The organism is Sediminimonas sp. (genome assembly GCF_024637375.1).
In the GTDB taxonomy this organism is placed as follows: Bacteria; Pseudomonadota; Alphaproteobacteria; order Rhodobacterales; family Rhodobacteraceae; genus Sediminimonas.
Genome location: NZ_JAGXFK010000002.1, coordinates 21,280 through 38,676, shown reverse-complemented (window position 1 = coordinate 38,676; position 17,397 = coordinate 21,280). Strand labels below are relative to the sequence as shown.

Annotated in this window: 18 protein-coding genes; 8 read left to right on the top strand and 10 right to left on the bottom strand. The window is 65.2% G+C overall.

Annotated elements, in window-relative coordinates; genetic code table 11:
* Positions 1 to 209 precede the first annotated feature (209 nt).
* From Q0L89_RS00455 to Q0L89_RS00445, 3 genes are all read left to right on the top strand, one after another.
* Positions 210 to 1,859: an electron transfer flavoprotein-ubiquinone oxidoreductase gene (locus Q0L89_RS00455; RefSeq protein ID WP_296761627.1), complete on the top strand. Its 1,650-nt coding sequence runs from the start codon at positions 210 to 212 to the stop codon at positions 1,857 to 1,859.
* Between the two features lie 120 nt (positions 1,860 to 1,979).
* A complete protein-coding gene (locus Q0L89_RS00450) occupies positions 1,980 to 3,701 on the top strand; it encodes a tetratricopeptide repeat protein (RefSeq protein ID WP_366937886.1) in 1,722 nt (573 codons plus the stop codon).
* Positions 3,688 to 4,515 (top strand): 4-(cytidine 5'-diphospho)-2-C-methyl-D-erythritol kinase, encoded by an 828-nt coding sequence (locus Q0L89_RS00445; RefSeq protein WP_296761624.1) that lies wholly within the window; start codon positions 3,688 to 3,690, stop codon positions 4,513 to 4,515. The genes Q0L89_RS00450 and Q0L89_RS00445 overlap by 14 nt, the downstream gene beginning before the upstream one ends.
* A gap of 16 nt (positions 4,516 to 4,531) precedes the next feature.
* Here the strand turns inward: Q0L89_RS00445 and Q0L89_RS00440 are convergent, their stop codons facing one another.
* A complete protein-coding gene (locus tag Q0L89_RS00440; protein ID WP_296761622.1) occupies positions 4,532 to 5,533 on the bottom strand; it encodes a polyprenyl synthetase family protein in 1,002 nt (333 codons plus the stop codon).
* Between the two features lie 55 nt (positions 5,534 to 5,588).
* On the opposite strand from Q0L89_RS00440, the gene Q0L89_RS00435 reads away from it, so the two are divergent.
* The 3 genes from Q0L89_RS00435 (at position 5,589) to Q0L89_RS00425 (ending at position 6,845) form a co-directional block, all read left to right on the top strand.
* The gene (locus Q0L89_RS00435) at positions 5,589 to 5,810 is read left to right on the top strand and encodes a DUF2007 domain-containing protein (RefSeq protein ID WP_296761620.1); all 222 of its coding nucleotides are present in this window, start codon (positions 5,589 to 5,591) and stop codon (positions 5,808 to 5,810) included.
* On the top strand, positions 5,797 to 6,561 hold the full coding sequence (locus Q0L89_RS00430; RefSeq protein WP_296761617.1) for a methyltransferase: 765 nt from the start codon (positions 5,797 to 5,799) through the stop codon (positions 6,559 to 6,561). Before Q0L89_RS00435 ends, Q0L89_RS00430 begins: the two co-directional genes overlap by 14 nt.
* A 110-nt stretch (positions 6,562 to 6,671) precedes the next feature.
* Positions 6,672 to 6,845: a DUF465 domain-containing protein gene (locus tag Q0L89_RS00425; RefSeq protein ID WP_296761615.1), complete on the top strand. Its 174-nt coding sequence runs from the start codon at positions 6,672 to 6,674 to the stop codon at positions 6,843 to 6,845.
* Between the two features lie 62 nt (positions 6,846 to 6,907).
* On the opposite strand, the gene Q0L89_RS00420 is transcribed toward Q0L89_RS00425, so the two are convergent.
* Together Q0L89_RS00420 and phbB are read right to left on the bottom strand one after the other, a co-directional pair.
* Positions 6,908 to 7,843 carry a VOC family protein gene (locus Q0L89_RS00420; RefSeq protein ID WP_296761612.1) on the bottom strand — a complete coding sequence of 312 codons (936 nt, stop codon included), beginning with the start codon at positions 7,841 to 7,843 and terminating at the stop codon, positions 6,908 to 6,910.
* 145 nt (positions 7,844 to 7,988) lie between these two features.
* Complete coding sequence (gene phbB, locus Q0L89_RS00415; RefSeq protein WP_296761610.1) at positions 7,989 to 8,711, bottom strand: acetoacetyl-CoA reductase; 723 nt, start codon at positions 8,709 to 8,711, stop codon at positions 7,989 to 7,991.
* Here phbB and Q0L89_RS00410 point away from each other — a divergent pair.
* Positions 8,689 to 9,027, top strand: a complete 339-nt coding sequence (locus Q0L89_RS00410; RefSeq protein WP_296761607.1) for a hypothetical protein — start codon at positions 8,689 to 8,691, stop codon at positions 9,025 to 9,027. The genes phbB and Q0L89_RS00410 overlap by 23 nt on opposite strands.
* Before the next feature lie 199 nt (positions 9,028 to 9,226).
* Positions 9,227 to 10,675: a hypothetical protein gene (locus Q0L89_RS00405; protein WP_296761604.1), complete on the top strand. Its 1,449-nt coding sequence runs from the start codon at positions 9,227 to 9,229 to the stop codon at positions 10,673 to 10,675.
* On the opposite strand, the gene Q0L89_RS00400 is transcribed toward Q0L89_RS00405, so the two are convergent.
* From Q0L89_RS00400 to Q0L89_RS00370, 7 genes are all read right to left on the bottom strand, one after another.
* Positions 10,676 to 11,161 (bottom strand): hypothetical protein, encoded by a 486-nt coding sequence (locus Q0L89_RS00400; protein ID WP_296761603.1) that lies wholly within the window; start codon positions 11,159 to 11,161, stop codon positions 10,676 to 10,678.
* 160 nt (positions 11,162 to 11,321) lie between these two features.
* The gene (locus Q0L89_RS00395; RefSeq protein ID WP_296761601.1) at positions 11,322 to 12,497 is read right to left on the bottom strand and encodes an acetyl-CoA C-acetyltransferase; all 1,176 of its coding nucleotides are present in this window, start codon (positions 12,495 to 12,497) and stop codon (positions 11,322 to 11,324) included.
* 96 nt (positions 12,498 to 12,593) lie between these two features.
* A complete protein-coding gene (locus tag Q0L89_RS00390) occupies positions 12,594 to 13,439 on the bottom strand; it encodes an EAL domain-containing protein (RefSeq protein ID WP_296761599.1) in 846 nt (281 codons plus the stop codon).
* A gap of 212 nt (positions 13,440 to 13,651) precedes the next feature.
* On the bottom strand, positions 13,652 to 14,074 hold the full coding sequence (gene arfB / locus Q0L89_RS00385) for an alternative ribosome rescue aminoacyl-tRNA hydrolase ArfB (protein WP_296761596.1): 423 nt from the start codon (positions 14,072 to 14,074) through the stop codon (positions 13,652 to 13,654).
* Between the two features lie 277 nt (positions 14,075 to 14,351).
* Positions 14,352 to 14,975 (bottom strand): queuosine precursor transporter, encoded by a 624-nt coding sequence (locus tag Q0L89_RS00380; protein WP_296761595.1) that lies wholly within the window; start codon positions 14,973 to 14,975, stop codon positions 14,352 to 14,354.
* Between the two features lie 117 nt (positions 14,976 to 15,092).
* Entirely contained in the window at positions 15,093 to 16,013 is a 921-nt protein-coding gene (gene mepA, locus Q0L89_RS00375) for a penicillin-insensitive murein endopeptidase (RefSeq protein ID WP_296761594.1), read from the bottom strand.
* Positions 15,992 to 17,341, bottom strand: coding sequence for an MFS transporter (locus Q0L89_RS00370; RefSeq protein WP_296761591.1), 1,350 nt, complete (start codon positions 17,339 to 17,341; stop codon positions 15,992 to 15,994). The genes mepA and Q0L89_RS00370 overlap by 22 nt, the downstream gene beginning before the upstream one ends.
* Positions 17,342 to 17,397: the final 56 nt, after the last annotated feature.

The window sequence follows — 17,397 nt, the reverse complement described above, 5'->3', positions numbered from 1 at the left end:
CCTTGCAAAGTCAAGGCCCCGTGGTGCGCGCGCGGCGCTTTGCCGTCGCCGTGTCTGCAGATTGTCGCCGCCTGCGCCCGAGCGCGGGCAGCCCGGCGCGGCGCACCAATTCCATTCTGCGCCGCCGCGTAGCGATTGATCCGCCCTGCAAGCTGGTCTAGTTTCCGCTGAACTTTTGGGCGCAGCGCGCCAACGGCGGAGGACAGGACGTGGCCGAGATTGAACGCGAAGCAATGGAATACGACGTGGTGATCGTCGGCGCGGGGCCCGCGGGACTCGGCGCGGCGATCCGGCTCAAGCAACTCGATGCCGATCTGGATGTCGTGGTGCTGGAAAAAGGCTCCGAAGTCGGGGCGCACATCCTCTCGGGTGCGGTGCTCGACCCGTGCGGCCTGGATGCGCTGATCCCCGACTGGAAGGACAAGGGCGCGCCCCTCAACACGCCGGTGCGCGAGGACAACTTCTACATGTTGGGCGAGGGCGGCAATGTGCGCGTCCCCAACTGGCCGATGCCGCCGCTGATGTCGAACCACGGCAATTACATCGTCAGCATGGGCAATGTCTGCCGCTGGATGGCCGAGCAGGCCGAGGAACTGGGGGTGGAAATCTTTGCCGGCATGGCCTGCTCCGAAATGGTCTATGGCGACGATGGCGAGGTCAAGGGCGTGGTCGCCGGGGTCTTCGGGCTGGAACCCGACGGCACGATCGGGCCGAACACCGAACCGGGGATGGAACTGCACGGCAAGTACGTGTTCCTGTCCGAGGGCGTGCGCGGCAGCCTCGCCAAGGAGGTGATGGCGAAATACGACCTGTCGAAGGGGAAGGAGCCGCAGAAGTTCGGCCTTGGCATGAAGGAAATATGGGAGGTTGACCCCGACAAGCACAACGAGGGCGAGGTCACCCACACCATGGGCTGGCCGCTGGGCTCGAACGCGGGCGGCGGCAGCTTCATCTACCATCTGGAAAACAACCAGGTCTACGTGGGCTTCGTGGTGCACCTGAATTATGAGAACCCGCACCTCTACCCCTACATGGAATTCCAGCGATTCAAGCACCACCCGATGGTGGCCGACCTGCTGAAGGGGGCCAAGCGCGTGGCCTACGGTGCCCGCGCGATTTCCGAGGGCGGCTGGCAGTCGATGCCGAAAATGGTCGCTCCCGGCGTGGCCCTGTTGGGCTGTTCGGTGGGCATGGTCAACGTGCCGCGCATCAAGGGCAACCACAACGCCATGCTGTCTGGAAAGGCCGCGGCCGAGGCGGCGCACGAGGCCATCAAGGCAGGCCGCGCCAGCGACGAGCTGACCGCCTACGAGCAAGAGGTGCGCACCGGCGCCATCGGCCGCGACCTGAAACGGGTTCGCAACGTCAAGCCGATGTGGTCGAAATGGGGGCTGCTGCCCAGCCTCGCGCTTGGCGGGTTCGACATGTGGACCAACACCATGGGCTTTTCGCTCTTCGGCACCATGAAGCACGGCAAGACCGATGCCGAGGCTACCGGCACCGCCGACAAGTTCAAGCAGATCGACTACCCCAAGCCCGATGGCAGGCTCAGCTTTGACCGGCTGACCAACGTGTCGTTCTCGATGACCAATCACGAGGAAAACCAGCCCTGCCACCTGCACCTGAAAGACCCGGAGGTGCCGATCGAGGTCAACCTGCCGAAATACGACGAGCCGGCGCAGCGCTACTGCCCGGCGGGTGTCTACGAAGTGGTCCGTGAAGAGGGCAAGGAGCCCAAGTTCGTCATCAACTTCCAGAACTGCGTGCACTGCAAGACCTGCGACATCAAGGATCCCAGCCAGAACATCAACTGGGTCACTCCGCAGGGCGGCGACGGGCCCAACTACCCCAACATGTAGGCGTGTCCGGGGCAGCAACGTTCCGCCCGCGGCGCGCCTGCGCCCGTCCGTGCATTGCATCCGGCGCTGTCTGCGCTAGGGTGCATCGCCGAAACGGTTATTTCTGAAGGGGGCAACCGCGTGACCGGGAAACTGAAAATGGCAGGTCTTGCTGTCGCGGCCACGCTGGCCATGACCGGGGCTGAACCGCTGTACGCCGGCGCCGATACGGGTGCCTATCTGGCCGCCCGGCAGGCCGCTGCCGCACGCGATTTCCCGAGCGCGGCCGAGTATTTCACGCGGGCGCTGGTCAGCGACCCCTCCAACCCCGAAATCCTGGAGCAGGCGCTGCTGTCGCAACTGGCCCTGGGCAACATGGACAGGGCGGTGCCGATCGCCCGCAAGATCGAGGCCGACGGCCTCACCAGCCAACTGGCCAGCCTGGCGCTGTTGGCGCACGAGGCCAGCATCGGCGATGCCGCGGCGGTGATCTCCCGCATCGACGAGGATCGTGGCGTCGGCCCGCTGGTGGACGGCCTGGCGCGCGGCTGGGCACTGCTGGGCGGCGGTGATGTCGAGGCCGCACTGAAGGCCTTCGATGCCGTCGCACAGGAAGACGGGCTGGCCGGGTTCGGGACCTATCACAAGGCGCTGGCCCTGGCCTCGGTCGGCGATTTCGAAGGCGCCGAGGCGATCTTTGCCCAAAGCGATGGCGGTGCCCTGCAATCGACCCGGCGCGGCATCACCGCGCGGGTGCAGGTGCTGAGCCAGCTGGGGCGCAACGATGACGCACTGGCGTTGATCGACCGGGCTACCGGCAGCGAGGCCGACCCCGAGATGAAGGTCCTGCGTGCCAAGCTGGCCGCGGGCGAGGCACTGCCGTTCACGCATCTGCAATCGGCGCGCGACGGCATGGCCGAAGTATTCCATTCCGTCGCCATGGCGATCTCCGGACAGGCCGAACCGGAATATGCGCTGGTCTATGCCGGCGCCGCGCAGTACCTGCGCCCCGATCACACCGGCGCGCTGCTGATGAGCGCGGCGCTGCTCGAAGAAATGGGTCGCCATGAACTGGCGGTCGAGGCCTATCGCGAGGTGCCTCGCGATCACCCTGCCTTTGCCAGCGCCGAGCTGGGCCGCGCCGAGGCGCTGCGCCACGCCGGGCGCACCGATGCCGCTGCCGAAGTGCTTGCGCAGCTCGGTCGTACCAACGGCGATCTGCCCTCGGTGCATGTGGCGCGGGGCGACCTGATGCGCCAGCTCGAACGTTTCGACGAGGCGGTGGCGGCCTATGACGCGGCGCTGGCGCTTTACGACGACATGCGCAAGGACAACTGGTTCATCCTCTATGCCCGTGCCATCGCCCATGAACGCCTTGACCAGTGGCCCGAGGCCGAGGCCGATTTCCGCAAGGCGCTGGAGCTTAACCCCGGCCAACCGCAGGTGCTCAATTACCTCGGCTACTCGCTGGTCCAGAGGCGCATCAAGCTGGACGAGGCGTTGTCGATGATCGAACGCGCGGTCGCGGCGCAACCCGAAAGCGGCTATATCGTCGACAGCCTCGGCTGGGCGCTCTACCGCCTCGACCGCTACGAAGAGGCCGTGCCACACATGGAGCGCGCGGTCGAATTGATGCCGGTCGACCCGGTGGTCAACGATCACCTCGGCGACGTGCTCTGGGCCGTGGGCCGCATCCGCGAGGCCGAGTTCCAGTGGCGCCGGGCGCTGTCGTTCATCGAGCAGGGCGATGCCTCGGAAGAGGTCGATGCCGACCGCGTGCGTCGCAAGCTCGCGGTCGGGCTGGACAAGGTGCTGGCCGAGGAAGGCGCCGCCCCCCTCAAGGTTGCCAATGGCGGCAACTGAGGCGTTCGCCCCGGCAAAGATCAACCTTGCGCTGCACGTCACCGGGCGCCGCGCCGACGGCTATCACCTGCTCGATTCGCTGGTGGCTTTCGCCGATGTGGGCGACCGCCTGACCGTCTCGCTGGCCGATACGCCCGGCTTGTCGGTGACCGGGCCGATGGCAGCGGGCGTGCCCACGGGCGGCGACAACCTGGTGTTGCGGGCGGTGCGGATGATGGCGGCGCCGGTGCATGTCACACTGGACAAGCACCTGCCCGCCGCGGCCGGGATAGGCGGCGGCTCGTCCGACGCGGCGGCTTGCTTGCGCGCGGTGGCGCGGCTGACCGGCCGGCCGGTGCCCGACGCCGCCACGCTTGCCAGCCTCGGCGCCGACGTGCCGGTGTGCCTTGTCGCGCGCGCCGCGCGGATGCGCGGAATCGGTGAGGCTGTCGCGCCCCTGTCGGCATTCCCGCCGCTCGCCGCGGTGCTGGTCAACCCCGGCGTCGCCGTGCCCACCGGGCCGGTCTTTGCCGCCATGGAACGCGCCGACAACGCGCCGATGCCGGCGTCACTGCCGCGCTGGCCGGATGCCGGGGTACTGACCGGCTGGTTGACGGCGCAGCGTAACGACTTGCAGGCCCCGGCGATGGTACAAGTTCCGGCGATCGGCGCGGTGCTGGCGGCGCTCGGGGCGCAGCCGGGGTGCATGCTGGCGCGGATGTCGGGGTCGGGAGCCACCTGTTTCGGCCTCTTTTCCAGCCGTGCCGCGGCCCGCGCCGCCGCCGCCGCGCTGGCGCGCCCCGAATGGTGGGTGCGGGCGGTGACGCTGCGCTGAGCCGGGGCGTGCAGGCTCAGGTCACCCGCGCGACCACGTAGTCGGCCAGTTCAGTCAACATCAGCCGCAAGGGATGGTCGGGAAGTGCCCGCAAGGCGTGCTTGGCCTTGCTCGCCCAGGCCAGCGCATCGGCTCGGGTGGCCTCCAGCGCGCCGTGCCGGTGCAGCAGGGCGATGGCGTGGTCCAGATCGCCCGCCTCCTGCTGCCCCTTCTCGATGGTGCGCGCCCAGAATGCGCGCTCCTCGGGGTCGGCCTGTGCCACCGCCTTGATCACCGGCAGGGTCAGCTTGCGTTCGCGGAAATCGTCGCCCACGTTCTTTCCGGTACTCTGTGCCTGGCCCTGGTAATCAAGCAGGTCATCGGCGATCTGGAATGCCACGCCAAGCGCATCGCCATAGTCGTAAAGCGCCTGAACGCGCGCCTCCTCGGCGCCGGCGATCACGCCGCCGACCTGGCAGGCGGCGGCAAACAGCGCCGCGGTCTTGCCACGCACCACGGCCAGGTAGATGTCTTCGTCGGTGGCCAGGTCTTGCGCCGCGGTCAGTTGCAGGACCTCGCCCTCGGCGATCGTGGCCGAGGCGTTGGCCAGGATGTCCAGCACGCGCAGGTTTTCGGTTTCCACCATCAACTGGAAGGCGCGCGAAAACAGGTAGTCGCCCACCAGCACACTCGACTTGTTGTCCCACAACAGGTTGGCCGTGGGCCGTCCGCGGCGCTGGCCGCTTTCATCGACCACGTCGTCGTGCAGCAGCGTGGCGGTGTGGATGAACTCGACCGTCGCTGCCAGGCGCAGGTGGTGCTCGCCTTCGTAGCCGCACAGATCGGCCGCCGCCAGCGTCAGCATCGGGCGCAGGCGCTTGCCGCCCGCCTCGACCAGGTGCGCGGTCACCTCGGGGATGCGCGGCGCGTGACGTGAGGTCATGCGCGCCCGGATCAGAGCGTTCACCGCCTCCATCCCGTCCGCCAGGTGGGCGGCCAGTTGCTCGTGCGGCTTGCTTTCAGCTTTGTCCAAGCTCATCACACCCCTGCAACATGGCTCGACAATGCCGGCGCCATGCTCTTATGTCCCCATCATGAAACAGCTTCTCAGATCAAACGACCCAACCGCGATCGCATTCGCCAAGGTGCTGCTTCGGGGCGAGGGTATAGACTGCTTTGAAATGGACGTAAACATGAGCGTGCTGGAAGGCTCGATCGGCATATTGCCGCGCCGCCTGATGGTGGCCGACGCCGACCACGCCGCCGCGGCCCGCGCCCTGCGCGAAAATGGGCTGGAGCCGGATGAGCAACCGTGACCTGACCCATGACGCCTTCCTTGGCGGGCGGATCAGGGTCTGGCAACCCGCGCGCGGGTATCGCGCCGGGACCGACCCGGTGTTGCTGGCCGCGGCGGTGCCGGCGCAAACGGGGCAAAGCGTGCTCGACCTGGGGTGCGGTGTGGGCGTGGCCAGCCTGGCCCTGGCGGCACGGGTGCCGGGGCTGAGCCTGACCGGGATCGAGATGCAGCCGCGCTATGCCCAACTGGCCCGTGACAATGCCGCGCAGGCCGGTGTCACGTTCGAGGTGATGACCGGCGACCTGGCCCAGATGCCCGCCACGCTGCGCCAGCGGCAGTTCGACCACGTCATCGCCAACCCGCCCTATTACCTGCCTGCCACGCGCACCGCCGCGCAAGACACGGGCCGCGAGGCCGCCCATGCCGAGGCCACGCCGCTGGCCGACTGGATCGACGCCGCCAGCCGCCGCGCCGCCCCGCGCGGGCAGGTCACGCTGATTCACCGGGCCGAACGGCTGGGCGCGCTTCTGCCGCTGGTCGAGGCGCGGCTGGGCAGTGTCGAGGTGCTGCCGCTTATCCCGCGCGCCGGGCGCGCGGCGAGGCTGGTGCTGCTCAGGGCGCGCAAGGGCGGGCGCGCGGCGCTGCGCCTGCACGACGGTCTTGTCCTGCACACCGGCCCCCACCACGCGGGCGACGGCGAGGACTATACCGCTGACCTGCGCGCGGTGCTGCGCAACGCCGCGCCCTTGCCATGGCCGGCGCCGCGTTGAGCGTTGAAAATGCCGCGGGGAATTCCGCTCAATGAATGCAGCCGCGGCGTGACAGCGTGACAGTTTTGTGATGCACTCATCAGACGCATTGAAATGAGAGGAGACTGCCCATGAGCTTGAGTTCGCATGTCGAGGAACTGAAGAGGAAACACCATGCCCTCTCGGATCAGGTGGAGGAGGCGCAGCGCGCGCCCGGCACCAGCGATGCGCACATCGCCGAGCTGAAAAAGCAGAAACTGCGCCTGAAGGAAGAGATCGAGCGCCTGACGGCCCAAGCCGAGTAATTGCGCGCGGCGGGTTGGCGCCAACCCGCCGCTGGCCGCGCTTTCAGGCACCGGCGCGTGGCTCAGTCGCTGAGTGGCGCCAGGTGGCGCTGTTCCAGTTCCGCCCGAAGATGTGCGTGCTGGCGCGGCAGTTTCAGCGCCTCGCCCAGGTGCGCGATGTCTTCGTCGCGGTCAAAACCGGGCACGTCGGTGGCGATCTCGAACAGCACCCCGCCGGGGCTGCGGAAATAGATCGCCCAGAAATAATCCCGGTCGATCGGCGGCGTCACCTGGTAGCCGGCGTCAAGCATGTCACGCCGCGCGGCATCCTGCGCGTCGCGGTCGGGCACCGAGAACGCGATGTGATGAACCGATCCGGCGCCTTGCCGGGCCTCGTCGGTATCCGGCGCGTGTTCGATGTCGATGCGCCCGGCACCGTTGCCTCCGTCGGGCAGGGCATAGCGCGTCACGGCGCCCTCGCGACCCGTTTCGACGTATCCCAGCCGCGCCAGCAGCGCGGCGCTGGCGTCCGCCTCGGCAAGGCACATGGTGACCGAGTGAAATCCGCGAATCGCGTGCGCTTCGGGCACGTCGGCCCCGGTCCAGGGCGCGCGGGCGTCATCGGTTTCGACCAGTGCCAGCGCCTCGCCATCGGGGCCCGCGAAACACAGCCGCGCCTCGCCCAGCCGATCGCTGCGGGTCAGGCCGGCGACCCCGCTTTGCGACAGCCGTGCCTGCCAGTAGTCCAGTGCGCCTTTCGGGACGGCAAAGGCCGTCTCGCCCACCTCGCCGGTGCCGGGCTGGCCGCGCCGGGTATGGGGGAAGGGGAAATGGGTTATCACCGTTCCGGGTGTGCCTGTGCGATCACCGTAATACAGATGGTAGACTTGTGGCGCGTCGAAATTGACCGTCTTTTTCACCCGGCGCAGGCCCAGCGTGCGGGTGAAGAAATCGTTGTTGGTCTGCGCATCGCTGGCCAGCGCGGTGACGTGGTGCAACCCGTTGATGTGGTAGGTCATGGCGTGCCTCCTTGGTTGTGCCCTATATAGGAGCGTGCGTTGCCGCAGTAAACACACATCAAGGCGCGGAGTTTGTGCGCAATTGCACGAAAAAGACGCCCCCTGCCGGCAAGGGGCGCCTTGGGTTTTCCAGGTCGGTGGGGGGTCAGACGAAGAACTGCCCGCCATTGGCCGAGATCGTCGAGCCGTTGATGAAGCCGGCGTCGTCGGAGGCCAGGAAGGTCGCGCAACGCGCGATTTCCTCGGGCTCGCCCAGGCGGCCGGTGGGGATCTGCGCGATGATGCTCTCGCGCACTTTCTCGGGCACGGCCATCACCATCTCGGTGGCGATGTAGCCGGGGCAGACAGCGTTGGCGGTGATGCCCTTGGCGGCGCCTTCCTGCGCGAGGCTCTTGACGATGCCCAGGTCGCCGGCCTTGGTGGCGGCATAGTTGACCTGCGCGAACTGGCCTTTCTGCCCGTTGATCGAACTGATCACGATGACCCGGCCGAAGCCGCGCTCGCGCATGCCGGGCCAGACCGGGTGGATGGTGTTGAACACGCCGGTGAGGTTGGTGTCGATTACTTCCTGCCACTTCTCGGGTGTCATCTTGTGAAACGGTGCATCGCGGGTGATTCCGGCATTCGCCACCACCACGTCGATGGCGCCCAGATCGGACTGCACCTTTTCAATCCCGGTCCTGGACTCGTCATAATCGCCGACGTTCCACTTGTAGGTCTTGATGCCGGTTTCCTCGGTAAACTTGGCGGCGGCCTCGTCGTTTCCGGCATAGGTGGCGGCAACGGTATAACCCGCGTCGCGCAGTGCCTTGGAAATGGCGGCGCCGATTCCGCGCGTTCCGCCGGTGACGAGTGCTGTTCTGGCCATGGTGTCCTCCAATTTGGTCGAATGCTTCGGCAACTCTGTTACTTTGTATGAGAGTGGTGCGCAACATTGTTACTTGAAGAAATTTCCGCGAGTCGACCCGCAGCGCGATCACGAAACGAAAAAGGGCACCGTGCAGGGCCAGCCCCTCGTAGAAAATGTTGAAATAATCACTTCTGTTGGCCGCATTGCGGCCAACATTCCCTTTGAAACAAGACACCTGACGCTTTCTCAGAAGGAGATGTCGGGTGACGTGTGCCTCGAAAATATCTGCGACAGAAGAATACGACCTGGAACTCAGGATACCCGAGCCATGTGAAGGCTTGGATCTAAACTTCTGTCGAAATCCTACATGCGCATCATACGGGATAAAGCCCGACCCTTTCAAGCGGCCTAAGGGAGCGCCGCCGGCGCCTCCCGGCGTTTTGCGAGGCGTGGTCGCGGGAAAAAAGCATGAAGAGTATTTCCAATGCCCGACATGCAACAAGACATCCCGTCTCAAGAACAATCGGGCAGTTGTGGAGGAGTTCAAGCGGCTCAAGTGCTTCCGTTCTCAAGATCCCTCGGCGCCGGCGTGCGGAACCTCCGGGTGCTTCGCACAAGGGATGCCGACGCATGACCACCCGGAGTTCTACCGGCGCTTCGGAAAGACGGCCAAGGGAGATCCACGGTGGCAATGTCGATTGTGCCAGAAGACCTTTTCCGCGGGCAGGCCGGCACGCAGGCAGAAGCGCAGCGACAAGAACCGGATGCTTTTCCAGATGCTGTGCAACGACATGTCGTTTGCCAAGATCTGCAAGATCACCGGCATGACATACCAGGACCTCTACAAGAGGATCGACTTCTTCCATGATCAAGTTCGAGGTTTCCTCGTTGAGCGCGAGGACTTCTCGGAAGTCGATTTCCACCGGTCGGGGTCCCGGTTCGCGACCGACAGCCAAACCCTCATGATCAACTGGCCGACACGGAGGCAGCGCACATCCGTCGCGATCCAGCACCTTTGCACCGCGCATGCGCGATCCGGATATATCATGGAAGCAAGCCTTCAGTTTGACCCGTCGATGTCCATGCAAGAAGCCGAAGACATTGCCCAAAACGCGAACGAAGAGCATGCCTCCATCGCGTTTCGCAACCACGCACGGGTTTGGACCCAGACCGAGTTCGATGCCTATCTGGTTAAGCTTCAGAAACAGAAAAGCGTAAAGATTACCAATCTTTACCAGCTTCCGCAGCGTGGTGTCCTGGTGCGTTATGACATCCTGCAGCACGCCCATGCTCTCTGGCTACGGGACTTGTTGTCCTCGACAGATGCGCCTCTCTACTTCGTCATGGACGATGATCGTGGCCTCCAACAAGCGTTCTCGTCGGCCTTCGCGAACGAGATCCGCGAACGGCGCGCCGACCTCGCGGTTGTCAGCTTTGACAAGGGCATGACAAATGACAGACGCAACCAGGTTGTCGCTGCGGGCCAGGCTTTCCTGTCTGGCCTGACAGGGGTCAGCCATGCGCAACTCCGCAACCTTTCAAATCAGGATTATGCCGATCTCGTTGATAAAGAGGTCGCCATCATGAAGGTCCTCGGTCAGCGGCCCCTCGAAATGGGCTTCCACTATCCATTCCCCCGGAAGTCCGAACCCAACAAGCAGGTCAAGATCCTCACGGATCGCCCGAGTCGCTCACCCAGGTCATCGGCCCGCATGTTGCGACTGGCGACACTTCGTAGCGTCGACTCATACTTCCACAAGTTCCGGAGCAACGTGCGTTTCGCATCCCGGCCTGCAATATCTTCAGGAAGCGTGGGCCAGACATGGAAGCGCCAGTATCTCTACAAGCCCGACACCATGGTGAAGCTCGCTGAGATCTACCGCTTCTACCACAACTGGTGCGACCCTGGGGAGGACAAGAAGACGCCGGCCATGCGGCTCGGGCTGGCTCGGGGAAGAATCTACGAGAGAGACTTCATGTGATCATTTATAGATCGAGTATGGCTCGACAGTAGCTTCCACCACGGTCTCATTCCCGAAGTCGTAAACGCATTTGTAGAGGACGCGCTGAAACGCACCAAAACCATTCTGAAACTCGATTTTGTCTCCGATGATGACGATCTGATTTTCTTGCATGTTCGCCCAGGAGATCCGATCAAACTTGGGTTCCAACCAAGTATCCGTCCAACGATGTGAATACTCTGCAAGGTCCTCGATCAGGGGTTCACATCTGAGGCTTGCTATTGTGCCATGCTCTTTATCGAGGCATTGCAAATCTCGCCCACATTCGACTTCTGGTTCAGTCGGTTCAACGGTTTCCGACTCGGTTGCTGTTCCCTCTTCGACCCCATCATCTGTGCTTGACCATGACCATACTGCATAGGCGCCCCATACCAAAAAGCCCATCATCAGGAGGCCAGTGATTCCCTCGCCGATTTCTTTTGGTGTCAGCGTCTCTTTGTTTTTCATGCTACTACTCGCTCAGCGGCCAAATGGGATAATATCTCCCAGATAGGTCTCTGGCGATTGTTGTAGAAAAGCGCCGCAGGCTATTCCTGCGGCGCTTCAACATTTACTACGAGGGGCTGGCCGTGCAGGGTGCCCCATTCCGATGACGCGCGCGTGACGCTCAGTCGCGTTCGACGCACATGGCGACACCCATGCCGCCGCCGATGCACAGCGTGGCAAGCCCCTTCTTGGCATCGCGGCGCTTCATCTCGTGCAGCAGCGTGTTGAGGATGCGCGCGCCGCTGGCGCCGATCGGGTGGCCGATGGCGATGGCGCCGCCGTTGACGTTCACGATCGACGGGTCCCAGCCCATGTCCTTGTTGACGGCGAGCGCCTGCGCTGCAAAGGCTTCGTTGGCCTCGACAAGGTCGAGGTCCTCGACCTTCCAGCCGGCCTTTTCCAGCGCCTTGCGGCTGGCCGCGATCGGGCCGACGCCCATGATCGACGGGTCGACCCCGGCCGTGGCATAAGAGGCGATCCGCGCCAGCGGCGCGATACCGCGCCGCTCGGCCTCGTCGGCGCTCATCAGCAGAACGCCCGCGGCGCCGTCGTTGATGCCGCTGGCATTGGCGGCGGTCACGGTGCCGTCCTTGGCGAAGGCGGGGCGCAGTTTCTGCATCCCTTCCAGGGTGACGCCGTGGCGGATGTATTCGTCCTTGTCCACCACCGTGTCGCCCTTACGGCCCTTGATGGTGAAGGGGGTCACCTCGTCGTCGAAGCGGCCGGCCGTCTGCGCCGCCTCGGCCTTGTTCTGGCTGGCGACGGCGAACTCGTCCTGTGCCTCGCGGCTGATCTGCCACTTCTCGGCGACGTTTTCGGCGGTGTTGCCCATGTGGTAGCCGTTGAAGGCATCCCACAGGCCGTCGCGGATCATCGTGTCGATGTATTTCATGTCGCCCATCTTGTGACCCTGACGCAGGTTGGCCGCATGGGGCGACATCGACATGTTCTCCTGGCCGCCAGCGGCGACGATGTCGGCGTCGCCCAGCTGGATGTGCTGCGCCGCCAGCGCCACAGACCGCAGCCCCGAGCCGCAGACCTGGTTGATGCCCCAGGCCGCCGATTCGATCGGCAGGCCGGCATTGATGTGCGCCTGGCGGGCCGGGTTCTGGCCCTGTGCGGCGGTCAGCACCTGGCCCAGGATGGTTTCCGACACCTCGGATTTCTCGATCCCGGCGCGCGTCACCAGCGCCTCCAGCACCGCCGCGCCGAGGTCGTGCGCCGGCGTGTTGGCGAATGCCCCGCCGAATGAGCCGACAGGCGTGCGCGCTGCCGAGGCGATTACTACGTTGGTCATGGTTTTCCTCCACCAGATTGCCCGGGGAGCATGACGCCCCCGCGGATTTGGCGCGAGCATAGTGGATATGCCGCATTGCGGCAACTGCGCGATCCCTCACCCCGTCTCGCGGCGACGATACGCGGCCGCGTCCCAGGGCGCCCGCATCGCCGGAGCGCCGAAATGATATCCTTGCAGGCAATCGACACCGTTCGCGGCCAGCCAGGCGGCATCGGCGCCCGACTCGACGCTTTCGGCCACGGTGAACATGTCGAACTGTCGCGCGACGGCGACCAGCGCCCGCGTCAGTACTTGGTTGTCGGGGTCGGCATGGACCCCGCGGATGAACTGCCCGTCGATCTTGATGATGTCGAAGTAGAAATCGCGCAGATAGGCGAACGACGTATAACCGGCACCGAAATCGTCCAGCGCGAAGGTGACGCCGTGGCTTTGCAGATCAGCCATGAATCGCGTCACGAGTTCGGGCACCTGCATGGCAGACCGTTCGGTGATTTCCAGGATCAGCCGTTCGCCCAAAGTCGGATCGCGCCTGAGCCCCTGCTTGAGTGCCTGCATCCATCGCGGATACCCGATAGACCGCGCCGACATGTTGATCGACAAGCGAATCCCCGGTTCGCGTTCCAGCGTCCGCAGCCCCATTTCCAGTGCCAGGCAGTCGATCTTGCGGCCCAGTTCCGTCACCTCGACGGCGTCGATGAAGTCCTTGGCGGGGATGACGCGGCCGGTGTCGTCCATTACCCGGATCAGGCCCTCGTAAAACGCCGGGATGTTGGGGCGGTCGGCGCGCACCACGGGCTGGAAGGCCAGCAACACCTCGCGATGCCGGATCGCCGCGGCGACCATGTCGAGGCTGGCGCGATCGCGCGCCGAAACCGCGTGGTTGAGCGGGCTGTCCTGCCCCGGCGGCACATCCGCCCATTTCCTTTTGCCCCCGCCTGCCATGCTGCCCTCCTTTTCCCGGACGGGACGAGAGTCGCGCGCAGCCGCTAACAACGCGTTAATGTTCGCAATTTGCGCGAATTGTCGTGGAATGTCCGATGGCCCGGACAGGTGGGTGAAGCCGGGCGATAACCGCTGTTGTGCGGGCCTGCCCGTGGGACAGTTCCGCCGTGGGCCGGGGCATCGTGCACGGGCGTGTCAAGGCCCCGCGCCGGTCAATCGTCGCCTTCCACACGGCCGCGCAGTGCCTTGACCTCGCCGCGCACCTTCTTGGCCTTCAGCCGCCGTTTTTTCGCCCCCAGCGTGGGGCGGGTGGCGATGCGCCGCTTGGGCCGCTTGGTCGCCTGGCGGATCAGCTCGGTCAGTCGCTCGCGCGCGATCTCGCGGTTGCGGACCTGGCTGCGGGTTTCGTCGCACTGGATGATCACCGCGCCGTCGCGCGTCCAGCGCCGCCCGGCCAGGCGCTTCAGCCGGGTCTTCACCGGTCCCGGCAGGTTGGGCGAGCGCGCCGCCTCGAAGCGCAGTTCCACCGCCGAGGCCACCTTGTTGACATTCTGCCCGCCGGGGCCCGAGGCGCGAACGAACTGCTCGGTCAGCTCCCAGTCCTCGATGCCGATGTCGTCGGTGATCCTGAGCATGTCGTCCCTCTTGCGCCACGATGGCCTCTTGCGCCACGATGGCGGGGCAGTCAAAAGGGCCGCCCGTGCGCCGGGCGGCCCTCATGAGATCATTCGGAGGCGGGCCGGTCAGGCTCTCACCAATTCGGGGTCCACCCGTCAAAGGGCTGCCTCAGACGGCGGTCTCCCAAACTGTTCCGATACCTCTCTCCAACATCTCTTTAGACACTGGACCACCTCCTTTCGTTGTTGAACCTGTTCGAATCTTGCCACAGATTTCGGACAAGTCAAAACAAAATCATGTGGGCTGCCTGGTCAAGGACCGCACGATGATGCGGAACGGCACAAGAGCAAGCAGCGCGAGGCCCAGCTTCACCATCCAGTCGGCCAGCGCCAGTGACACCCATAGCGGCACCTGCGGCCCCAAGCCCAGAAGCGGCAGTGCCTCGGCCGCCCAGCCGGTGTCGTTGCCCGGCTCGAGAAACGCAAGGCTGGCCGAGAAGGCGATGGTGAAGAAAATCGCCGTGTCCAGCGACGACCCCACCAGCGTCGAGGCCAGCGGTGCGCGCCACCAGCGTTGATCGCGCAGGCGGTCGAATATAACGATATCAACCAATTGTGCCGTCAGAAACGCCAGCCCCGAGCCGGCGGCGATGCGCCATGTCACCAACGGGCCGTAGGCGCCCTCGATCTGCGTGCCGATCAGCGAGCACACCACCCCGGTGATGAACCCCGCCACAACCACCCGGCGCGCGGCGGTGACGCCATAGACCCGGTTCATGACGTCGGTCACCAGGAAGGCCAACGGATAGGTGAACGCCCCCCATGTCAGCCACTGGCCGAACAGGAACTGCACCAGGATGTTCGAGGCCACGACGATCGCGGCCATGGCAAGGATGCCTGGAATATGGTGTTTACGCATGATGTTTTGTGCCCGTTTTGACAAGGTTACGGCGACTTGATTCCGGTGCGAACCGGGTGGGCGGCGTTTACGCCGCGCGGGACGGCTTGGCAAGTGGGCACGGATGCGCGTTGCCGCTCAGTTGCCTTGCAGCACGCCGACACACTGCCCGGGCAGGTCGGCCAGGGTCTTTTCCTTGCGCGGTTTGGGTTTGGGTGCGTCCGGGTCCGGTGGCGGCGGGTTGAGGATATTGTCCACCCATTGCTGCGCCGCCGCGCATCCGTCGCCGGGCGGCGGGGGTTGCTGGTTGACACAGCCGCGCGCGCCCTCGGGGCATTTAAGCCGCACATGGAAATGGTAGTGATGCCCCCACCATGGCCGGATCTTGCGCAGCCAGGCGCGGTCGCCGGTTTCATCGCGGCACATGCGCACCTTGGCGCCCGGAAAGACGAATATCCGCGCGGTGCGCGGGTCTTGTGCCGCAGCCTTGATGACCTGGTGATGGGCGCCGGTCCAGTTGTCGTTCACATAGGCGCCGCGCGCCCGGCGCATCGAGATGGACGAGATGCTTTCACGCTCCGCCCGCGACAGCGTCAGGGTCGTTGGCGGGCGCATCCAGATATCGGCATCAAGCCCCGACTGGTGGCTGCGGTGCCCCGACAGCATCGGCCCGCCGCGCGGCTGGCTCATGTCGCCCAAGTAGAGCCCCGCCCAGCCGGGTTGCCGCGCCGCTTTGGCGCTGAGCATCTTGACGAAATCAACCGTGTCGGGGTGGGCCCAGTTGCGGTTGCGCGACAGGCGCATCGCCTGCCATGTGGGGCCGGTTTCGGGCAGTTGCACCGCCCCTGCCACGCACCCGCCGGCATACCCGCCATAGGCGGCCGGGGTGTGCTCGGATCCGGTCGATTGCTTGCCGAAGAGGGCCTTGGCCGGCACGTCGCGCCATTGCTGCGGAACCTCCTGCCGGGTGGAAAGCTGCGCGCTTTCGGGTGATACGCCGGGCGTTGTGCACCCGGCCAGAAGGACGGTAAGAGCGATCAGTCGGCCGCGGCGTCCCATGCTTTGCTGTCTCCATCGGGTTTGACCCATAGTAGCAGGAAAAGACCCAGCAGGAAAAGAACCATCAACGGTGTGACCCCAAGTTGCTGGCTTTGCGTCCAGCTTGTCACGACGCCGATCGACAGCGGCGCGATGAACGAGGTCGCCTTGCCGGCCAATGCGTAGAGGCCGAACGCCTCGGCCATGCGGTCGGGGTTGGCCTGGCGCACCATCATCGAGCGGCTTGCCGCCTGGATGATGCCGCCGGCGGCGCCGATCATCGCGCCGAACAGGTAGAAGGTGATGTCGGGCAGGGACGAGTCGCGCCCGACCGGGATGCCGTAGACGCTGTCGCGCGACACGAAGATGATCGAGACCGCCACGAAGGTCAGAACCAGGATGGAGGCCGTGATGACGGGCTTCGGGCCGAAACGGGCATCCGCGAACCCGCCGATCCAGGCGAACAGCGCCCCGGCGATGATGGCCAGGATACCGAACACCCCTGTATCGACGACGCTCCATTCCAGCACGCCGGCGGCGTAGATACCGCCGAAGACATACATGCCGTTGAGCGCGTCGCGGTAGAACATCGAACTGGCGAGGTAGGCAAACAGCGACGGCGTGCGCGGCAGCGCGCGCAGGGTTGTCAGCACTTCGGCCAGCGCGCGCTTGACGGCGCCCGGCGGCGCGCCGGCGGGTTTCGGGTCGCGCACCCAGACGAAGAACGGGATCATGAACACCGCGTACCAGATCGCGGTCAGCGGCCCGACAGCGCGCGTGCCCTCGCGCGCCTGCGCGTCGAGCCCGAATATCGGATCCATCCCGACCAGCGTCTTGCCAGTGTCACCGCTTTCGGCGAGAAACACCAGCATCACCACCAGCGATACCAGCCCGCCGAGGTATCCGAACGCCCAGCCGTTGCCCGAGATGCGGCCGATCTCCTCTCGCGTGCCCAGGTCGGGCAGCATCGAGTTGGTGAAGATGGTGGCGAATTCCATCCCGATCATGCCCAGGGCGAAGAACGTGAGGATGACGTAGAGGTTGAAATTCCCCGGGGCCGCCCACCACAGCGCGAAAGAGCCGACCACGTAAGCCCCGGAAAACAGCCAGATCCAGCGCATCCTGTTGCCCGACATGTCGGCCAGTGCGCCCAGAACAGGCGCCAGCAGCGCGATGACGACGCCGGCGGCACCGATGCCGAAGCCCCATGCCGATTGCGCTGCCGCGCCGTCCTGCATCAATTCCTTGATGTAGGGCGCGAAGATGAAGGTCAGCAGCAGGGTGTTGTAGGGCTGGCTGGCCCAGTCGAAAAAGAACCACCCCCAGATGCGCTTGCGCTTTGTCGTCATGGTCGCCCCGTGCCCTGGAAAGTCGCCTCGATATGACAGCCAATCCGCGCCCGGGG

What these genes read in the sequence shown, in the direction of transcription:
- Q0L89_RS00445 (WP_296761624.1), top strand. Translation starts at nt 3,688, where the DNA reads ATGGCGGCAACTGAGGCGTTCGCCCCGGCAAAGATCAACCTTGCGCTG.
- Q0L89_RS00440 (WP_296761622.1), bottom strand. Translation starts at nt 5,533, where the DNA reads ATGAGCTTGGACAAAGCTGAAAGCAAGCCGCACGAGCAACTGGCCGCC.
- Q0L89_RS00435 (WP_296761620.1), top strand. Translation starts at nt 5,589, where the DNA reads ATGAAACAGCTTCTCAGATCAAACGACCCAACCGCGATCGCATTCGCC.
- Q0L89_RS00430 (WP_296761617.1), top strand. Translation starts at nt 5,797, where the DNA reads ATGAGCAACCGTGACCTGACCCATGACGCCTTCCTTGGCGGGCGGATC.
- Q0L89_RS00425 (WP_296761615.1), top strand. Translation starts at nt 6,672, where the DNA reads ATGAGCTTGAGTTCGCATGTCGAGGAACTGAAGAGGAAACACCATGCC.
- Q0L89_RS00420 (WP_296761612.1), bottom strand. Translation starts at nt 7,843, where the DNA reads ATGACCTACCACATCAACGGGTTGCACCACGTCACCGCGCTGGCCAGC.
- phbB (WP_296761610.1), bottom strand. Translation starts at nt 8,711, where the DNA reads ATGGCCAGAACAGCACTCGTCACCGGCGGAACGCGCGGAATCGGCGCC.
- Q0L89_RS00400 (WP_296761603.1), bottom strand. Translation starts at nt 11,161, where the DNA reads ATGAAAAACAAAGAGACGCTGACACCAAAAGAAATCGGCGAGGGAATC.
- Q0L89_RS00395 (WP_296761601.1), bottom strand. Translation starts at nt 12,497, where the DNA reads ATGACCAACGTAGTAATCGCCTCGGCAGCGCGCACGCCTGTCGGCTCA.
- Q0L89_RS00390 (WP_296761599.1), bottom strand. Translation starts at nt 13,439, where the DNA reads ATGGCAGGCGGGGGCAAAAGGAAATGGGCGGATGTGCCGCCGGGGCAG.
- arfB (WP_296761596.1), bottom strand. Translation starts at nt 14,074, where the DNA reads ATGCTCAGGATCACCGACGACATCGGCATCGAGGACTGGGAGCTGACC.
- Q0L89_RS00380 (WP_296761595.1), bottom strand. Translation starts at nt 14,975, where the DNA reads ATGCGTAAACACCATATTCCAGGCATCCTTGCCATGGCCGCGATCGTC.
- mepA (WP_296761594.1), bottom strand. Translation starts at nt 16,013, where the DNA reads ATGGGACGCCGCGGCCGACTGATCGCTCTTACCGTCCTTCTGGCCGGG.
- Q0L89_RS00370 (WP_296761591.1), bottom strand. Translation starts at nt 17,341, where the DNA reads ATGACGACAAAGCGCAAGCGCATCTGGGGGTGGTTCTTTTTCGACTGG.